This is a genomic window from Lichenicola cladoniae (assembly GCF_013201075.1).
Classification (GTDB): domain Bacteria; phylum Pseudomonadota; class Alphaproteobacteria; order Acetobacterales; family Acetobacteraceae; genus Lichenicola; species Lichenicola cladoniae.
In genome coordinates this window covers 2692914-2711886 of the sequence record NZ_CP053708.1, presented here as the reverse complement: position 1 = coordinate 2711886, position 18973 = coordinate 2692914, and the positions used below count along the sequence as shown (strand labels likewise).

13 protein-coding genes are annotated in these 18973 nt (G+C 63.0%); 8 read left to right on the top strand and 5 right to left on the bottom strand.

The window, feature by feature from the left end; all coding sequences use genetic code 11:
- Positions 1–81 precede the first annotated feature (81 nt).
- Positions 82–1089, top strand: coding sequence for an NADP-dependent oxidoreductase (locus tag HN018_RS12465; RefSeq protein WP_171836374.1), 1008 nt, complete (start codon positions 82–84; stop codon positions 1087–1089).
- 26 nt (positions 1090–1115) lie between these two features.
- Here the strand turns inward: HN018_RS12465 and HN018_RS12460 are convergent, their stop codons facing one another.
- A complete protein-coding gene (locus HN018_RS12460; protein WP_171836375.1) occupies positions 1116–3614 on the bottom strand; it encodes an EAL domain-containing protein in 2499 nt (832 codons plus the stop codon).
- Between the two features lie 280 nt (positions 3615–3894).
- Here HN018_RS12460 and HN018_RS12455 point away from each other — a divergent pair, with 280 nt between their 5' ends.
- From HN018_RS12455 to HN018_RS12440, 4 genes are all read left to right on the top strand, one after another.
- Positions 3895–4836, top strand: a complete 942-nt coding sequence (locus HN018_RS12455; protein WP_171836376.1) for a sugar ABC transporter substrate-binding protein — start codon at positions 3895–3897, stop codon at positions 4834–4836.
- 4 nt (positions 4837–4840) lie between these two features.
- Positions 4841–6379: a sugar ABC transporter ATP-binding protein gene (locus HN018_RS12450; protein WP_171836377.1), complete on the top strand. Its 1539-nt coding sequence runs from the start codon at positions 4841–4843 to the stop codon at positions 6377–6379.
- Between the two features lie 7 nt (positions 6380–6386).
- A complete protein-coding gene (locus tag HN018_RS12445; protein ID WP_171836378.1) occupies positions 6387–7409 on the top strand; it encodes an ABC transporter permease in 1023 nt (340 codons plus the stop codon).
- Between the two features lie 308 nt (positions 7410–7717).
- Complete coding sequence (locus HN018_RS12440) at positions 7718–10510, top strand: DUF4132 domain-containing protein (protein WP_171836379.1); 2793 nt, start codon at positions 7718–7720, stop codon at positions 10508–10510.
- Positions 10511–10583: 73 nt separating this feature from the next.
- Here HN018_RS12440 and HN018_RS12435 read toward each other — a convergent pair whose 3' ends face one another.
- From HN018_RS12435 to HN018_RS12420, 4 genes are all read right to left on the bottom strand, one after another.
- On the bottom strand, positions 10584–12269 hold the full coding sequence (locus HN018_RS12435; protein WP_456306996.1) for a cation acetate symporter: 1686 nt from the start codon (positions 12267–12269) through the stop codon (positions 10584–10586).
- A complete protein-coding gene (locus HN018_RS12430; protein ID WP_171836380.1) occupies positions 12266–12610 on the bottom strand; it encodes a DUF485 domain-containing protein in 345 nt (114 codons plus the stop codon). The genes HN018_RS12435 and HN018_RS12430 overlap by 4 nt, the downstream gene beginning before the upstream one ends.
- A 527-nt stretch (positions 12611–13137) precedes the next feature.
- The gene (locus tag HN018_RS12425; protein ID WP_171836381.1) at positions 13138–14133 is read right to left on the bottom strand and encodes a GlxA family transcriptional regulator; all 996 of its coding nucleotides are present in this window, start codon (positions 14131–14133) and stop codon (positions 13138–13140) included.
- Complete coding sequence (locus HN018_RS12420) at positions 14130–14690, bottom strand: isochorismatase family protein (protein WP_171836382.1); 561 nt, start codon at positions 14688–14690, stop codon at positions 14130–14132. Before HN018_RS12420 ends, HN018_RS12425 begins: the two co-directional genes overlap by 4 nt.
- A 536-nt stretch (positions 14691–15226) precedes the next feature.
- Here HN018_RS12420 and HN018_RS12415 point away from each other — a divergent pair.
- The 3 genes from HN018_RS12415 to HN018_RS12405 all read left to right on the top strand — a co-directional run bounded on the left by HN018_RS12415 (position 15227) and on the right by HN018_RS12405 (position 18936).
- Entirely contained in the window at positions 15227–16273 is a 1047-nt protein-coding gene (locus HN018_RS12415; protein ID WP_172443453.1) for an IS30 family transposase, read from the top strand.
- 216 nt (positions 16274–16489) lie between these two features.
- Entirely contained in the window at positions 16490–16936 is a 447-nt protein-coding gene (locus tag HN018_RS12410; RefSeq protein ID WP_172443479.1) for a hypothetical protein, read from the top strand.
- Positions 16933–18936 carry a TonB-dependent receptor plug domain-containing protein gene (locus HN018_RS12405; protein WP_171835686.1) on the top strand — a complete coding sequence of 668 codons (2004 nt, stop codon included), beginning with the start codon at positions 16933–16935 and terminating at the stop codon, positions 18934–18936. Before HN018_RS12410 ends, HN018_RS12405 begins: the two co-directional genes overlap by 4 nt.
- The last annotated feature ends 37 nt before the right edge of the window (positions 18937–18973 follow it).

Sequence of the window (18973 nt, the reverse complement as noted above, 5' to 3'; positions counted from 1 at the left end):
CCCAGGCCCGTCACTTGGATAACGGGATTACGACGTCCATGTCTCAGCTCCAGCGAGCGCGTAAGCCCCGAGGAAACGATCATGACGCAGTCGGTCCGGCAGTCCATCATCTTCGCGAAGCGGCCGGCCGGAGCGATCACCGACGACACGTTCATCGTTCGAAGCAGCACCATCCCCGACCCCGGTCCTGGAGAAGTGCTGACCCGGACGCTCTGGCTGTCGATCGACCCCTACATGCGCGGCCGTCTCAACGAGGGCGCCACATACACGACCGGCACTCCACTGGGTTCGGTGATGACCGGCGAGACGATCGGCGAGGTGGTCGCATCCGCGCACCCGAACTTCGCGCCGGGCGATATCGTCGCGGGCGCGTTCGGCTGGGAGACGCATATCCTGTCCGGTGGCGACGGTCTGACCCGGGTTCCGCGTGACGGCGCACCGCTCTCGACCTACCTAGGCGTCCTGGGGATGCCGGGAACGACGGCCTACTCGGGCATGAAGGATATCGGCCAGCCAAAACCGGGCGAGACGGTCGTGGTTTCCGCGGCCTGCGGTCCCGTCGGCGCCACGGCCGGCCAGATCGCGCGCCGGGCAGGCGCCCGCGTCATCGGCATCGCCGGCGGCCCGGAGAAATGCCGATGGGTCACGGAAACAGCCCGCTTCGACGCATGCCTCAATCATCGGGGCGACCTGGATGCGCAACTCGACGAGGCCTGCCCCGACGGCGTCGATGTCTATTTCGAGAATGTGGGTGGCGCCGTGCAGGCGGCTATCCTGAAGCGCCTCAACACGCACGCGCGCGTTCCCGTCTGCGGCCTGGTCGCGCAGTATGACGACCCCGATCCCCGGCCGGTCCTCAACCTCAACCTGCTGCTCTACAAGCGGGCCCGGTTCGAGGGCTTCATCGTCGGTGACAAGCCAGGCCGGTTTGCCGAATGGCGGACGCTGGCCGCACCGCTCGTCGCGTCCGGAGAACTGCGTTACTGCGAGGAGATCGTCGACGGTCTAGACAACGCGCCCGCAGCCCTGCGTGGACAGCTGACCGGCAGGAATTTCGGCAAGCTGCTTGTAAAGGTAGCCGACCTCTAAGCCTGCCACCGGCCTGGAGGTTTGTCTTAACGAACATCTTTATCCGATCGAGAGAGCGAAACGATCGGATGATGCTCAGGCTTGGTCCGGTCGTGGCGCCTCGCGCTGTGGGCCAACGTCGCTGTCGGGGTCAGCGTCTGTATGGATCGTGAGGGCAGGGCGGCAGCCTGATCGGTGAACGCCGCCAGCTTGTCGACCGGCATCGGTCGGCCGAGCAGATAGCCCTGTACCTGATCGCAGAGATGAGCGCCGATGATCGCGAGCTGCCGCGGGTTTTCGACGCCCTCCGCAACGACCGAAAGGCCGAGATTATGCGCGAGCCCGATGATCGTGCGAACGATCATCGTGGCATCCTCGTTGTTGCCGAGTGCCTGGACGAACGATTTGTCGATCTTGAGCTTGTCGAAGCGAAACGAGCGAAGATAGCTCAGGCTCGAATAGCCGGTGCCGAAATCATCGAGCACGATATGCACGCCCTGGCCGCGGAGTGCTCCGAGAAGATCGAGCGCGATGGCGGTGTGCTCCATCAGCACACTTTCGGTGATCTCGATTTCCAGCCGGTCCGGAGCCAGCCCGGCGCGCGCCAGCGTCGCGGCGACAGTCTCGGCCAGTCCGGCCCGCCTGAACTGCGACGGCGAGACATTCACTGCGATCCGAAGCGGACGCTGCCAGCCGGCCGCGGTCGCGCAGGCGGTCTCGATCACCCAATGCCCGATCCTGTCGATCAGCCCGGTCGCCTCCGCCAGCGGCATGAACTCCAGCGGCGGCACCATCCCGCGCGCGGGATGATTCCAGCGCAGCAGCGCCTCGAACCCTTCCACAAGGTTTGTCGAGCAACTGAAGAGTGGCTGGTAGTAGAGCTCGAGTTGGCCACGCTCGACAGCATAGCGCAGATCCTGTTCCAGTTGGCGCCGGGCATGCAGATGTTCGTTCATCCGCGCTTCGAAGAAACGGAAGGCATTGCCCCGTTCTTCCTTGACGCGATCCAGCGCGGTATTCGCGGCCTGAACCAGGGTCTCGGTAATCCCGCCATCGTCGGGAAACAGCGAGATCCCGATCGACGTCCCGATGTTGACCCGGTTGCCATCGAGGTCGAAAGGCTGCGCGATCGTATCGAGCACACGAGCCGCCAGGCCGGCAACCTGTTCGACCTGGTCCGCCGTCATGACGATTGCGAACTCGTCGCCGCCGATCCGCGCGAGCGTGTCGGTCGGATCGAGTTCGGCGCGGATGCGCTGGGCGACCTGGATCAGCAGCGCGTCTCCGGCAATGTGCCCGAGCAGTTCGTTCACCGGCTTGAGCCGGTCCAGGTTGAGCTGCAGCAACGCCACCCTGCTGCGCGACCTCGCCGCCGCATCGATTGCGTAGGTCAGGCGCTCGCGCAAGAGGAAGCGGTTGGGCAGGTCGGTCAGCGCGTCATGGTGGGCGAGATGCCTGATCCTGGCCTCGTCGCGGGTCCGGTCGGACATGTCGCGGATCGCCATCAGGATCGCCGGGCGTCCCTCATAGTCGATCGTGCTGCCGGCTAGCTCAACCGGGGTCTGGTGGCCGGCCGCGGCTCGCACGTGGATCGATTGCGGCTTCAGGTGATCCGGCCCGGACTTGAGGTACTGCTCCACGATCGCATGATCCGCGATCGACACCAGGTCGCTCACCCGACCCCCGACCATGTCTGCCGGCGTGGTCCCGAACAACCGGCCTCCGGCCTCGTTGACCTGGAGGATCAGCCCCTTTCTCTGGATGATCAGGATCTCATGGGAGATGTCGCTCATCAGCTGCATTCGCCTGAGTTCGAGCACCGAGCGCTGCAGCAGATGTTGTTCCATGAGGGTGGCGGCGAGGCTCACCACGAGGATCGCCAGACTGACCGAACCGACGGCAACGGCGAGCGCGCCCGTCCCCAGCACGCCGCGGGGCAGGGACATCGGGTCGCGTGCGTCGATGGTCACGGCACTCATTCCGATGAAGTGCACGCTGCACACGCACATAACGAGCCAGCCGGTGATCTCGATGCGTCGCGTGAGCAGGCTCAGTCCGCTTCCGCGCGCGAAAGCAAGAAGTGCGAAGGCGGTGCTGACGATGATCGACACGAACACGAGTGCGCGGTCGTATCGGATGCCGTCCGATACCTGCACCGCTGCCACGCCGCAATAATGCATCCCCGCGACGCTCAGACTTAGCAGGATCCCGCCGAACCAGACTCCCGTGAACTTTATCCTGGTCGATTGCCAGACCAGCAGCGCTGCGAACGTGCCTGCGATCGCGATAATAATCGAAACGATCGTCGGACGGATCGCGTAGTCCATCACCATGCCCGGCATGTAGGCCAGCATCGCGATGAAGTGCAGCGACCATACCCCGCAGCCGAACACGGACGCCGCGGCGGCGAGCCAGCCCCACGGAATTCCGTCCGTAGCTTGTCCACGCAAGATGAGTTTGAGGCTGGTGAAACAGGCCAGGATGCAGATGACGACGGCTAGCGCAACCAGACGCAGATCATATTCGTGGACAAAGGCTTCGATCATTCCGGGCGTTCTCGATCCTACCAGCCAACCTTCGAGTGCAGAGCATACGCCGACTGAACGGAAAAGGCGTAATATTTGAGTTATTGCGCAAATATAGGCCGTTTGATTAGCCTAGCTGTAGTATCCGTTTCTTCGACAAGTCTCGTACACTGCGATTGTGACCCTGCCGCGGGGAGGAGCGGCCTCGATGAGAGGCCCCCTTTCGCCCGCCTCCGCAGGCCGTTACGCTCCCGCAAAACGGAGGAACAACAACCTCCGACTCTAAAAGGGGGAACATCACATGGATCGTCGGACATTCCTGGCCGCATGCGCGGCCGCGGGCTCTATCGGCATTGCGCCTCGCTTCGCATGGGCGCAGGGCAGCCACAAGCCGGTCATCGGCCTGGTCATGAAGTCTCTCGCCAACGAGTTCTTCAAGGACATGCAGGAAGGCGCCGTCAAACATGCGCAGGAGCGTGGCGACCTCACCCTGATCCCGGTCGGCATCCAGTCCGAGACCGACATCGACGGCCAGATCGCCGCGGTCGAGAACCTGATCACCCGCAAGGTCGATGCCATCGTCATCGCCCCGGCCGACAGCCGGGCGCTGCTGTCGCCGATCGTCCGCGCCATGAAGGCCGGCATCAAGATCATCAACATCGACGTGGCGTTCGACCCCGCCTCGATGCGCAAGCACCACGTGGACATCGCCTTCGTCGGTCCGGACAACCGTGCCGGCGCCCGCCTGTCCGGCGACGTGCTCGCCAAGGCGCTCGGGCGTGGCGGCAAGGTGGTGATCATCGAGGGCAATCCGGGCGCCGAGAACGGCGTGCAGCGCAAGCTCGGCTTCACCGACGCGATCGCCGCCGGCGGCCTGATGCTGATCGACAGCCGCACCGGCCACTGGGAGACCGAGGAAGCCAACACCGTCTTCACCAACATGCTGACCGCGCACCAGGACATCCAGGGCGTCATGGCCGCCAACGATTCTATGGCGCTTGGCGTGGTCAAGGCGATCGACGCCGCCGGCAAGCCGGGCCAGATCAAGGTGGTCAGCTTCGACAACATCCCGGCGATCCAGCCACTGCTCAAGGACGGCAAGGTGCTGGCGACCGTCGACCAGTTCGGCGCCCAGCTCGCCGCGATGGGCATCGACAACGCGATGAAGGAGATCGCCGGCCAGCACCTGACCGGCTGGATCAAGACCCCGGTCAAGCTGATCACCGGCCAGTCCGCCGGCTGAGCCAGTGTCCACTATCCTGCGCCTGGAGGGCGTGACCAAGCGCTTTCCGGGCGTGGTCGCGCTGGACGGTGTCGACCTGGAGATCGAGGCCGGCGAGATGCACGCGCTCGCCGGCGAGAATGGCGCCGGCAAGTCGAGCCTGATCCGCCTGCTCGCCGGCATTCACCGGCCCGACGCCGGCTCGATCACGCTGGAGGGCAAGCCCTACGCCCCGCAGGCCCCGATCGACGCGATCCGCGCCGGTATCCGTGTGGTGCACCAGGAGTTCAACCTGCTGCCGGCGCTCTCGGTGGCCGAGAACCTGCTGTTCGAGCATCTGCCCCGCAACCGCTTCGGTTTCGTCGATCGTGGCCGGCTGGAAAGCGAGGCCGAGGCGCTGCTGGCGCGGGTCGGGCTGAACGAGATCTCGCCGCGCCTGAAGGTCGAGCGCCTCGGCATAGCCCAGATGCAGCTGGTCGAGATCGCCCGCGCCTTGTCCACCCGCGGCCGGGTGCTGGTGCTCGACGAACCGACCGCGACGCTCACCCCGCGCGAGGCCGGGCGCCTGTTCGAGCAGATCCATGCGCTCAAGGCGGAGGGCATGACGCTGATCTACGTCTCGCATCATCTGGGCGAGATCTTTTCGCTGTGCGATCGCGTCACCATCCTGCGCAATGGCCGCAAGGTCGGCACCAGCCGCACCGCCGAGACCAATCCCGGCGAGCTGGTGCGGCAGATGATCGGCCGCACGCTCGCCGCCCAAGCTCCGATCGGCGGCGCTGCCCTCGGCGCCGAGGCTTTGCGCATCGAGCATCTGCGTCCGCTCGGCGCGCCTCCGGGCCCCGGCATCGATTTCAGCCTCCGCTACGGCGAGATCATCGGCCTGGCCGGCCTGGTCGGTGCCGGCCGGACCGAGGCGGTGCGGGCGATCTTCGGCGCCGACCGCCGGCTCGGTGGCCGCATCTTCCGAAACGGCAGCGAGGTCGCGATCCGCAGCCCGAGCGACGCCACCCGCCACGGCATCTGCCTGCTGACCGAGGACCGCAAGGGCGAGGGGCTGGTGCTGCCGATGGCGGCGCGGGTGAACACCACGCTGGCCCGTCTCGACAAGGTATCGACCGCCGGCTTCCTGCGTCCGACCGTCGAGCGCGACGCCTCCGTGCGGCTGGCGACTGAGCTCGGCACGCGCCTGAGCGGCCCCGAGCAGCCGGTGATTCAGTTGTCCGGCGGCAACCAGCAGAAGATCGTGCTGGCCAAGTGGCTGTTCGGCGAAGCCCGCGTGCTGATGCTGGACGAGCCGACGCGCGGCATCGATGTCGGCGCCAAGGCCGAGATCTACGCGCTGCTCGGCCGTCTCGCTGCCGAGGGCCGCGCCATCCTGGTGGTCTCGTCCGAGCTGCCGGAGCTGATGCATCTGTGCGACCGCATCCTGGTGCTGTCGCGCGGCCATTTCGCCGGCGAGGTGGCACGAGAGGATTTCAGCGAAGAACGCATCCTTTCCCTTGCCTACAGCGAGTTCTTGCAGCCGGTGTCAGACGCCGGCCAGCCTGCCCAGGAAGCCTGAACCCGACATGTCCGCATCCTTGCCACCGACCGCATCCCCCGAGACCCCGGCCCGACCCGGCGCCAACGCCATCGCCCGCACGGTGCTGCGCGAGGCGGGCATCGGGCTCGCCCTGTTGGCGATGATCGTGTTCTTCGCCGCCGTGGCGCCGTCCTTCACCACGCACGAAAACATTTCCAACATCCTCACGCAGATCACCATCAACCTGATCCTGGCCACCGGCATGACCTTCGCGATCCTGATCGGCGGGATCGACCTGTCGGTCGGCGCGGTCATGGCGCTGTGCGCGGTGGTGGCCGGCACCGTCCTGAAGCTGGACTTTCTGTCGGACCCCGAGGCGATCAGTCTCGGCATCCTGGCCAGCCTGGTGGTCGGCATGATCTGCGGCGGGCTGAACGGCTTTATCTCGTCGTTCTGGGGGGTGCCGGCCTTCATCGTGACGCTCGGCATGCTGAACGTCGCGCGCGGCGCCGCGCTCGAGGTGACCAACGCCCGCACGATCTACGACTTCCCCGACAGCTTCAACGCCTTCGGCACCGCCAGCATCCTCGGCCTGCCGGTGATTTTCGTGCTGGCGCTGGTGCTGCTGGGCATCGGCTGGGTGGTGCTGACCCGCACCGTGTTCGGCCGGATGATCTACGCGATCGGCAACAACGAGGAAGCCGTCAGGCTCTCCGGACATCGCCCGTTCACCACCAAGGTACTGGCCTTCACCGTGACCGGCCTGTGCGTCGGCATCGCCGCGATCGTCTACATGACCCGCCTGACCATCGCCAACCCGATCCTGGGCATCGGCTTCGAGCTGAACGCGATCGCCGCGGTGATCATCGGCGGCACTAGCCTGTCCGGCGGACGCGGCTCGCTGGTTGGCACGCTGCTCGGCGCGGCCATCATCGGCGTGTTGGCCAATGGGTTGATCCTTATGGGGGTTACTGACTTTGTGCGCCAGATCGTTACTGGGCTGGTGATTATCCTGGCGGTGATCCTGGATTCCTACCGCGCGCGGTTGTCCGCGCGCGGTTCTATCTGATAGGCGCACAGCGCGGAAATAGCACGCACCGGGCTCTGCGCGTTCACGACCGTCACACGCGTGACGTTCTCCCTGCTGATCGGCTTCAGACGTCGGCCCCACTTCCCTCAAACGACATCGCGGCGAAACTCTAAAGCTGGGTTCATGAGACGAGGAGCATGTCCGGTGTGCTGGGGTGGCTGAAAAGTTCTAAACTTCCAGAGCTTTTTCTCGGATATAAAGCTACAACGACCCATCGTAACAGGTGATCCGCCACCGTTATACCCGAACGCCTCCTCTGAAACTCGGACAGAGTCGGAGTATCTGTATTGACGCAAGGTGATACCCTTGATCCTGATTTCGCAGTTGCGCGGATGGTCCTTGTAGAGATCGGAATATATGAGCGCCAGCTTGTTCACTGGATGGTGGAGATGGAGAAGGTCTCAACCAACATTTTCTACCAGATCGAAATAGCCTGGATAGAGCAGTATAAGTCGCGCATCGCAGCGCTGTACAATATCACCCGGCAACCGCTCCTTGATAATATGACCCGGTATCACATGCCATTACAGGCATGCATGATGCCCGAACTTCTCGAACTCAGCAGCCTTCCCCGGCCGCCCATCTGGTTCACAAACTTTGCAAAAGAAAGTACTACGCACGCGCTCGGGTTTGCGACTTCCCGCATATTTCCAGAAAGCAGCCGAATGTTCGAATCGCCATCTTACGCTGGAATGCATAAGCGGAACGATATGGCGGCATATTTTAATGCATTCTCCAAAAACCTGTGCAGTCTTCCAGATGAGAAGTGGTTCGACCAAAGCCTAGTATATGCAAGGCAAACATCATCGGAATTTCCTTGCCTGTATTGCGAGGTTGTTCTGCGGCGTGATGTATCGACTCCGGTTGACGTTATGGATCCATTGCTCGACTTCTTTCAGGTTCCGGATGCACCACATCCTTCAAAAAAGACGCTGGCACGATTGGCGATGGCATTGGGCGAACCCGATGGACAGCGCTACCTGAAGTTCGCGAGATCCTTTGTCCAAGAGAGAGGCCAGCACACTCAGATCGAAAAGACGTATGGTGGTTTCCTTAGGGCCCCAAAACTTTATCGCGCTGCGGTTCTACCTCATTTTGCCGGGTTCGTTGCAGATCTGGTTCAGACGACCGGGTCGATTCACGAGGCGGCTATGGGCATCCTAGGGCACCCTTGGCGCTTCACATTTCACTATGGTCAGCCGCCGGACACCGGCACAATGCGTTTTGGCGCGGACGATCACATTCGACCTCGGACAGTCGAACCATTGATACCGGTTGTTAAATCGAAAGGTTGCTGCGGTCCGCTAATCGTGCCCGAAATTTCCGCGGACATATTGGCAGGCTGTCTTTGGACGATCGCTGCCGCATGTCATGCGGAGGACGTCCAGTGGCTGCTCGTGCTGAGCTCACAGGCGTTGGCGGAACAAGATGTCACGACGTTCAACCGCCTGGTAATGACGATTGGATTGATCGGCACACACGAGGCAATCCGCGGGCTGACCCGACTTCGTACGCGAACACGGCATACGACCATGTTGAATCGACTTGATGCCGCCATGGCAAACGCGGCGGCGGTATCCGGGCTGACGACGGTCGAGGCGGAGGAGATCGTAGCCCCGGACCATGGACTGATCGGCGTTTTCGGCCGGCAGGAGCATGTGTCGGATGAGATTATGGCGGTATTGACGATCGCGGGATCAGGCCAAGGCAAGATTCATTATGAGAGCCCGACCGGGACGCCTTGCCGCAAACTCCCATCTCCGATCCAGAAGGACGCGAAGTGTTTGAGCGTGCTCCGGAAGCTCCGGTTGGATGCGAAGTTGATCTCGGAGGAGATGAGGCAACACCGCCTGAGGCTGGAACGGTCGTGGTTGACGAAGCAAAATTGGTCAGCGGCGGCTTTTCAGGAGCGGTGGCTCGATCACGGGATGCTGGGTTGGCTTGCGCGACGGCAGATTTGGACCGAGACCACCGCAAACGATGCAACCCGGACCTGCATGTTCGCAAATAATGGAAGTGTCATAGACCCGGACGGAGAGCCGTCTCCGCCGCTCGATCCTGCCGCCGTACTGCGCCTGTGGCACCCGATCCACGCGACGGGCAGCAGCCTGGCGGCCCGGTGGCGCCGGACGCTCACCCGCCTCGGGATCATGCAGCCAATCCGCCAGGCGTGGCGCGAGACCTACGTCGTTACCCAGGCCGAACTCCAAAGCTCCCCGGATAGCCGCCGCTATGCATTCCGTGTCCTGCATCAGTTCCAGGCGATCGAACTGGCGCAGCCGCGTGGCTGGAGGGTCCGAACCCTGGTACACCATATTCCCTCCAGCGAGGGTGAACCCTGGATGCTGGTGATCCCAGGCTTCGGGGTCTGCGCTGAATTGCGTACCGCCGGCGTGGGAGCCATCGAGCTTGGGCGGAGCGGTCGAGGCTTCACGCACGTCGTCACCGACCGCGTCCAATTCCGTGTGGTCGAGGATCGCGGCAATTGGCGATACGACGGTGCGCGCAAATTGCACATCACGGATACACCGGTGCGGCTGGGCGACGTCGACCCCGTGGTCTTCTCCGAGGTCATGCGCGATATCGACCTGCTGATCAGCGTCGCCGCCACCACGCTCGACGTTGGACCGGAGGATCTGCGGTTCATCCCCGAGATCGGCGAGTGGCGCCGCCAGTCGGGGCTCGGGGAAATTCCTCTTCCGAGCGAGCCGCATTTCGGCGGTGTGGCTCGCACCCGCCGAGAGGTCCTGGAGACGATATTGCCAAGTCTAGTGCCAACTGGGACCGTTGAGCTCCGCGAACAACACGCGATTGTCCATGGCCGCCGCCACGACTATCAAATCCACTTGGGTAGCGGGGAGATACTTGTTCTCCCGGACCACCGCCAGTTGGTGCTTTCGCTCCGGTCACCTCCGGACAAACCGAAGCCACCGCGCATCATCCTGGCGCTGCACGACGATGTCCGATTGCACATGATAGTCGACGACCTCCTGATGCTTGTCCAAGACCATCTGATTCGCGACGAGTCTGTGCTTGCCCAGCTGGAAGCTCTCGCCCGCGATGAATCGTCACTTGGTTAGCAAGGCACGTGGCCTTGCACCTTGCTGAAAAGATCAACTGTATCGCAATCCTCAATCGGGCGATGACCCACGTCTAATGGCTGGCGCTCCCCGCCGCGCCTATGCCGGTCTGCGAACGTACGAATTGCTCGTTGAATCGTGCCCGTTCCGCCAGTGCACGTGGACCGTTCTCACTGATTGAACCCAGCCAGCATCCCAGGAAGCCGAGCGGCAGCGAAAAGAGTGCCGGACTATCGAGCGGGAAGATGGCGTGAGGAAAATGCAGGATGTTGACCCACACCGTCTTGCTGAGGATCGTCAGTCCGACGGAACTGACCAGGCCTAGCCACCCACCCACGACCGCTCCGCGCGTCGTGAACTTGCGCCAATACATCGACATCAGCAGCACCGGGAAATTTGCGCTCGCAGCGACGGCGAATGCCAGGCCAACCAGGAAGGCGACGTTCTGGCCCTCGAAGATGATCCCGAGGATCACCGCGACGAGACCGATCGCAAGCGTTGTGACCCTGGTCACACGCCTTTCCGTCTGCTCGTTCGCACGCCCTTGTCGAAGGACGCTGGCATAGAGATCGTGACTGACTGCGCTCGCGCCGGCGATCGTCAGACCGGCGACCACCGCCAAGATGGTCGCGAAGGCAACTGCCGACATGAAGCCGAACATCAGGTTTCCGCCGACCGCATGTGCCAGGTGGAGTGCCGCCATCGTGGTCGTGCCACGCAGCTTTCCAGCTGCATCGAGATAGGACGGATCGCTCGATACGAGGGCGATCGCGCCGAACCCGATGATCGACGTCATCACGTAGAAGTAGCCGATCAGGCCCGTCGCCCACAGGATCGACGAACGGGCGGCACGCGCATTCGGGACAGTAAAAAACCGCATCAAAATATGCGGCAGTCCGCCGGTGCCGAACATCAGGGCGATGCCGAGCGAGATCGTGGAGAGCGGATGTGCGACCTGTGCAGCAGGTGCCATGATCGCCGCGTGCAGCGGATGGATGCCGACAGCGGCCGCAAACAGCCTGTCGAAACTGAAGCCGAACCGCGACAGCGACAATAGCACGAGGACGGTCGTCCCGAACAGCATCAGGCCGGCCTTGATGATCTGGACCCAGGTCGTCGCCAGCATTCCGCCGAACGTCACGTACAGGATCATCAGGATACCGACGACGATCTCGGCATAGTTGTAGGGGAGGCCGAACAGCGTCTGAATCAATGCCCCCGCGCCGACCATTTGCGCGATGAGATAGAACAGTACGACGGTGAGCGAGTTGACAGCAGCAACGGTCCGCACCGGGCCCGCGTCGAGCCGGTATGAAACGGCGTCGGCGAAGGTATACCGGCCGAGATTTCTGAGCCTGTCGGCGAGCAGTGCCACGACGATCGGCCAGCCGACGAGAAATCCGATCGAATAGATCAGACCATCATAACCGCTCAGATACACCAGTGCAGAAATACCGAGGAAGGATGCCGCGGACACGTAGTCGCCGGTGATGGCCATGCCGTTCTGGAACCCGGTAATCCCACCGCCGGCGGTGTAGAAGTCGCTGGCCGTGCGAGTGCGCCGCGCGGCCCAGTAGGTGATCCCCAGCGTGAATGCCACGAAAATCAGGAACATCACGATGGCCGTGATGTTGAGCGGTTGTTTGTGCACTGCAACAGTGGGTGTAGCGGCCCAGGCTACGGCAGGAGCCGCGATGGCTACTCCGGCGGTCAACCACATGATTGCCGAGCGCCGGCACAGGAGCAGGAGGCTGTTCACGGTGCGCTCCTGTTTACGATCTCGTCGGACATCCGGTCGAGGATCGTCCTGGACCGCCAAACGTAGAACGCGACGAGCAGGAACGTCGCGATCAGCACCCCAAGACCGAGTGGGAAGCCTGCGGTGATCGTCGTCGTCACATGGCTGCACATCAATCCAGGCGCAAATGCCAGGAGCAGGATGTAGCCGAAGTAGATGACGACGATCGATCCGACGACCACGAAGCCCAGCCTGTCACGTCGCCGTACAAGTTCCAGGAACGCGGGGTCCGCGGAGATCCGTTCACTTCTTGTCTCATCGACCGCGGTCGTGGTGGGCCTGGCATAAGCAGTCGGCATCATAGCCTCCCCGGCTTGATTTTTGAGCGTCCGCGCTTCGTGTGAGCGCTTCATTGGGGAGTGTCGCCGCCTATCCAGTTTCTGGATACAGGAATTGCGTACGCCGCCGTTACCTTGGGGTTCCAAATGCCGCCCCACAGTTCGAAAGGGTCTGTCAGCCGTCGCGCCGGGTCCTTGGTCTGACGAACCAGTGGTTGGGATAATCGCCCCGTGGATGCGATTGGGGCGGCAATGGACCAGACGATCGGGCCCGAGGCACAGGGTGGTTGGGTGGCGGAGCGGCAAATATCGCGGTGGCCGACATCGAACGGCGCGTTGTCGGATTGACGATGGACGTGCCGGACGCCCGCGTGCCGACAGCCAGTCATTTTTCCGTAGCGTTGGCGGCCTGGTCGTCAATTGCAGATTGAAGCTAGGGAGTTCGCAGCCGGGTCTGTCCGCGATGCCTGGAGCGACACTGACAGCGCGATTGTCGGATACGGCGGATCCGGACGTATAGTCGGGGCGAATGTTGGAAAACCGGTCTCATATCAACGATCAACCATTCTGCGTGTATCTGACGGCGCGGTCGTATGAAACCGCCGCCACACCCGACGCATGTGCCGCGCTGAGGCAAAGCCGGCCCGCTCGGCCACCTGTACCATACCGAGGTCGGATTGTCTGATCAGGTCGCGTGCGAGCGCGATGCGGGCTCGGCTGATGCTGTCGGTGACGGTCATGCCGGCATGGATCGAGAACAGCCGGGACAGGTTGCGAGGACTGGCCCCGGCGACTCTTCCCAATTCGGCCAGCGACCACTCCCGCGTCGGGTCGGCTGCCACGGCGTCCTGCGCGCGATGCACGACGGGATGAAGGTGACTGCGCCCTTCCAGCCATGGCGACAGTTGCGGATCGTCGGCACCACGGCGCATGTAGACCACCAGGCTGCGCGCGGTGGCGATGGAAGCCGCCGGGCCGACCCAGGCGGAAACGAGGTGGAGCATCAGGTCCACGCCGGCCGTCACGCCCGCGCTGCTGAACCGGTCGCGATCCTCGACGAAGAGCCGATTCTCCAGCACCCGCGCCCGCGGCGCCATTGCCGCAAGCCGGGCGCAGCTCTCGTGGTGCGTGGTGCAGGCGTAGCCGTCGAGCAACCCCGCGCGCGCCGCCAGCAGCGCCCCTTCGCAAACCATCACCAGCAGATGCCCGGGCCGTACCGTGTCGCGCAGCCACCCGACGATGTGTGCTTCCGCCTCAGCATCGACCTGTGGATCCGGCGCCGGTCCGAGCGCTTGGTCGGACGAGCCCGGCACCAGGATGACGGTGCCCGGCTCGACGGTCTCCGGCAGCCGACCCAGGCCGCTCAACCGCAACCCGACCGAGCTGTGGATAGCGATCCGGGGCGCCCCAACTACAAGGTCGAACCTGACGCGATCCTGGACAGTGTTGGCGATCCGCAGCACCTCCAATGGGCCCGCGATATCCAGCAGGAGCACGCGCGGCGGCAGCACCACGAGAACGGGAATGTGCCGCGGCACCTCGGTCATGCGGCAGCGGACATCGCGGCATCGGACAGTGCCTCTTCGACCGTCGCGATGCGGGCGAAGCGGTCTGCCAAGACCAGCTCGGTGTGCGCCTTGATCTCCTCGGGCGGGTAACGGCGGCCATCTGCGGCGGTCATGGCAAAGGTCAGTGTCGCCTCGGTGACGTAATCGACCTCCCAGCCACTGTCCGACGCGTGCCGGGTCGTGGTCTCGCAGCATTGCTCGGTGCGAATGCCGCAGACGATAACGCGACGTGTGCGGTGCCGTATCAGCCAGGTATCGAGGCCGCTGCCGATCAGGGCGCTGTGCCTGCGCTTGTGGAACACCACGTCCGGCCGGATCGCCAGCGGTGCAAGCGTGCGGACGTGTCCTGAAGCAAGAGAGAAGTGGCCTGACTCTTCGATATGGAACACCTGCAGCACCGGCACACCGTGCGCCGCCGCGCCGTCGATCAGGCGCTGGAGGGTCGAGACGAATGGCGCGACATCCTCCTCGCTCCAATACGGAGCATGACGGAAAGATTCCTGGACGTCGATAACGATAAGTGCGGTGTCGGACATGACGGGCCTCGCAGCTAATGATATCTCCTAAGTGTCTGCCTAGTCACAACACCGCGAAACCACCGCCCTTGCCGGATGAGGGACATATCCGGCCAATAAAGCTACCTCGGCGATCGCTGGAAACGGTGGACCAGCAGCACCTGCCAGAGACGGAGGTTAAGCAACCGCGGCTTATGTCCGCTTCGGGGCGTCCGAGAGTATCTGGTTCCCCCGTCTCAACCGGCAGTCTTCCCCCCTTGCAGACCTATTGGTGCGGTCCCTTGAGATCCGTGTGGACGAGTTCCGGTCTGGAATGACCGGGATGACCCGCCTGCGTCCGCCGCGGCGGGCTCCCGCTCGTTATTTTGGCCATGTACTATAACCGGCAATCCGGGACCGGCGGGCCGCCTGGACATTGCCGCTCGACCATGGCCTGCATGCCACCCCCGCCTTGGCGGAACAACCTCACGTGCAACCAATATAAGCGCATAATCTAAGGGCGGATTCAAGTTCCGGAGCGAACACCCACGCCGGGCCAACGGGTGTAGGGTGGTGGGATGGCAGGGCAACGACGTAAGCTAACGGTGTTTGATCGATCGATGATCGAGGTTCGCCTTTGTGATAGCTGGGGCGTGCGGGCGATTGCACGCGACTTGGATCGCTCTGCGGGCATGATTTCGGACGAGATCAATCGGCATGGCGGCGCGACCTCCTACCGGGCGCAGGCTGCGGCGACGCAGGCCGAGGCAGATCGTCGCCTGACTGGACGCAGGCCTGTTCTGGCGCATGATGGTGAGCTGTTCGGCCGTGTGGCGGGGCTTTTGCGTCTGGGTTGGTCCCCCGAGCAGATATCGGGCAGGCGTAAGCGGATGGAGGCGGGAACGGAGCAGCCACCTGGTCTGTCGGTATCGCACGAGGCAATCTACACGGCGATTTACGCCTTGCCGCGCGGTGAACTACGCCGTGAGCTGATCTCGTATTTGCGACAGGACAAGCCAATGCGCGGCCGCAAGCCAAAGGGCAGCGAACGCCGCGGCAAACTTTGCAACATGACCAACATCAAGGAACGACCTGAGGAAATCGAGGGCCGGCTGGTCCCGGGCCATTGGGAAGGCGATCTTATTCTGGGCACCGGCGGAGCGAGTGCCATCGGCACGTTGGTCGAGCGGACAAGCCGCTTTGTGGTGCTGGTGCACATGCCTACGCGCAAGTCCGATGTGGTGGCGAGCGCTTTCTCCGGCGCGCTGAATGCCATTCCCGCATCTTTGCGCAAGACGCTGACCTACGACCAAGGCAAGGAAATGGCACAGCACGAAAGCGTGGCGCTGAGCACTGGCATGAGGATCTTCTTCGCCGACCCTCACTCACCTTGGCAGCGTGGCTCCAACGAAAACACCAATGGTCTGCTGCGCCAGTATTTCCCGAAAGGCACGGCTCTGTCGGGCTTGGATCAGGACGATCTCGACATCGTTGCCGACAGCCTGAATAGCCGTCCTCGAAAGACGCTCGACTACGCGACGCCAAGCGAGCAATTCAGCATGTTGCTGGCCGGGCAGGCTGGTGTAAACAAAGTCTTCGGCGTGGGTGTTCGCTCCGGAACTTGAATCCGCCAAGTAATAAATAAGCCACATCCAAATCGAAATCCTATGACATAACCTATCTAAACCCCGTAACGGTCTGTAAACGACCATCTCCGACGGCGGCGGATCAGGGGGATCGTGAGCGCGTTCAAGACATCTGCCCTGTATCGGACGCCCTGCCTCGTCACAGCGATCCTGATGCTGTCGGCATCCGGGCCCGTCGAGGAGAGAGCGCCAACGTTGCAGGACCTGCAGATCGCAGCGCGCGTGTTGCATTTTTTGGACGATCCGGTCTCCGGCGAGTTGGTTCTCGCGATCGTATTCAACCCCTCCGACGCCGCTTCACGGGCCGAGGCTGTCGCGTTGGCTGGGCTGGCCGGCCACGGTCTCTCCGTCGGTAGCCTGACCCTGCGCCCATGCCTGGTCGCGCAGGATAAACTGGCTACGGTCGTTGGTTACGGCGCCATATTTGCCACGACCGGGGTGGATCAGACGCTTTTGGGCGCCAGCCTCAAGCAGCGTCACGTGCCATGCCTGACCCGGCATCCGGAGCAGGTGCAGCACGGCGCCTGCACCGTTGCGATCGGCACGGAGCCCACGGTCAGCATCGTTCTCAGCGCAGCGAACGCGGCCGCGGATGGAGTGCATTTCGCGACCGCGTTCCGCATGATGGTTGTCGAGATATGATCAGCTTTCCGCGTCTCGCGTTGCTGCCGGTCACGTATACGCTGCTGGCGGCGACTGCCTCTCCGGCCCATGCCCAGTCCCTCGATCACGCCGCTTTCGAGCAGTTGTTCGGTGAGCCGGTCACAGACTCCGCCACGGGCAAACCCCAGCGGGCGAGCGACGTGCCGGCCGAGATGGATATCGTGACCGCCGAGGATATCCGCCTCTCGGGCGCGGACAATCTGCCGGACGTGCTTAATTTTGTCGCCGGACTCGATGTCCGCCCCTATGGCATGCAGGATGCTGCCGTCGGCATTCGCGGCTATAATACCGCCTTGAACCCCCGCGTCCTGGTGCTGCTCGATGGAAGGCAGGTCTATGAGGACGATTACGGGCTTACGGTCTGGCCGCTGATCCCCGTCGCGTTGAGCGCAATCCGCCAGATCGAGATCATCAAGGGGCCCAGTTCGGCGCTGTATGGCTTCAATGCGGTATCCGGCGTGATCAATATCGTCACCTACGATCCGTTACGCGACAAAACGATTGCCGCCCGTGTTGAAGGCGGCAGCCAGAGCCTGGCTTATGGCGAAGCTGTCGCCACCGTGCAGGACCCTGGCCGCATGGGCATACGCCTGTCGGCGGAAGGTTTTCGTTCTACCGAATTCAGGGGCAATGCCGCCGGAAATACTGGACAGCAGCCGCATAGTGGCTCGGTCGCCCTGGATGCGCGTTTCCAGCTTGCGCCCGGTATCGAATGGGATCTCGCCGGATCGATCGGCAGCGTCGACAGCAACTACTACATCGATATCGGCTCCTATACGCCGGTCGGCTTCAAGGCCAACAGCCTGAGCAGTCGATTGTCCGCCGATACCGGCCTCGGCACGCTGAAGCTCGATGCCTATCGCAACGAGAACCGGACGTCGGACAATCAGACGGTCACCAACGATCACTGGCAGGAAGATGTCGTAGTTGTTCAAGCCAGCGATCTGGTTAAGTTCGGACGAAACCACGCGTTCCGCCTTGCTGCCGAATATCGCAACAATGTGGCTTCGTCGCTGGAAAGCTTCAACGGTCGCATCGGCTACAGCATCGTCGCCGGCTCATTGATGTGGGATTGGCAGATCTTGCGAAACCTGTCGCTGACCAACGCCGTTCGTGTGGACGATGTCTCGGTCAGCCATCAGGGCGCCCAGTTCGAGTTGCCGGGAGCCGGCGGCGTCTATCATGACGTCGACCTCATCGAGCCGAGTTTCAACAGTGGTGCGGTCCTGAAGGTTACCGACTTCGATACGGTCCGGCTCACGGCTGCCCGCGCCGTCCAGCTGCCGAGCCTGGTGGATTTCGGCTACGCACGAAACTTCAGCGGCACCATCGTGGCAGGCAACGCAGGACTGCAGCCTTCGGCAGTCCAGAATTACGAGGTCGACCTGGACCGCCGGCTGCCGGCATTCGGTGCCATGTTGCGGGTATCGGTTTTCGCTCAACGCACCACCACCGCCATCGGCTCCCCGTTCGGCTCGGGTATCACCGTGCTTCCGAATGGTGCTCCGGTGTTCATTGCCCGCAACTTCGGCGACAGCAGTGAAGTCGGCGGCGAGATCGGCATCAAGGGCCGCAGTCGGTCCGGGCTGCGCTGGAACCTGAGCTACGCCCTGGCCCTCGTGCATGACGATACGCCCGAGGCTGAACTGTTTTCCGCGGCATCGGTCAGCTACCAGCGGCAGTCGCCGACCCATTCCGTCATCGTGGGGGCCGGCTATAGCTGGAGACGGCTGGACCTCGACATGCAGGCCCGTTGGCAGTCGCATATCCAGGATTTCAGGATCGACCTGGACACCCGGGTCATAGCACCGGTGACTGTGCCAAACTACATCACCATGAATGTCCGCCTGGGCTATCGTTTGACGAACCGGATCACCGCGTCGCTTCTGGTGGAGCAATTGAACCAGCAGAGTCTTGCCCGGACCGCCGGACTGCAGGTCAACCGGCGCTTTGTCGGTGGCATCGAGGTCAAGTTCTGATGCCATTCCACCAGACCCGGACCTGCGTCGAGGCTCG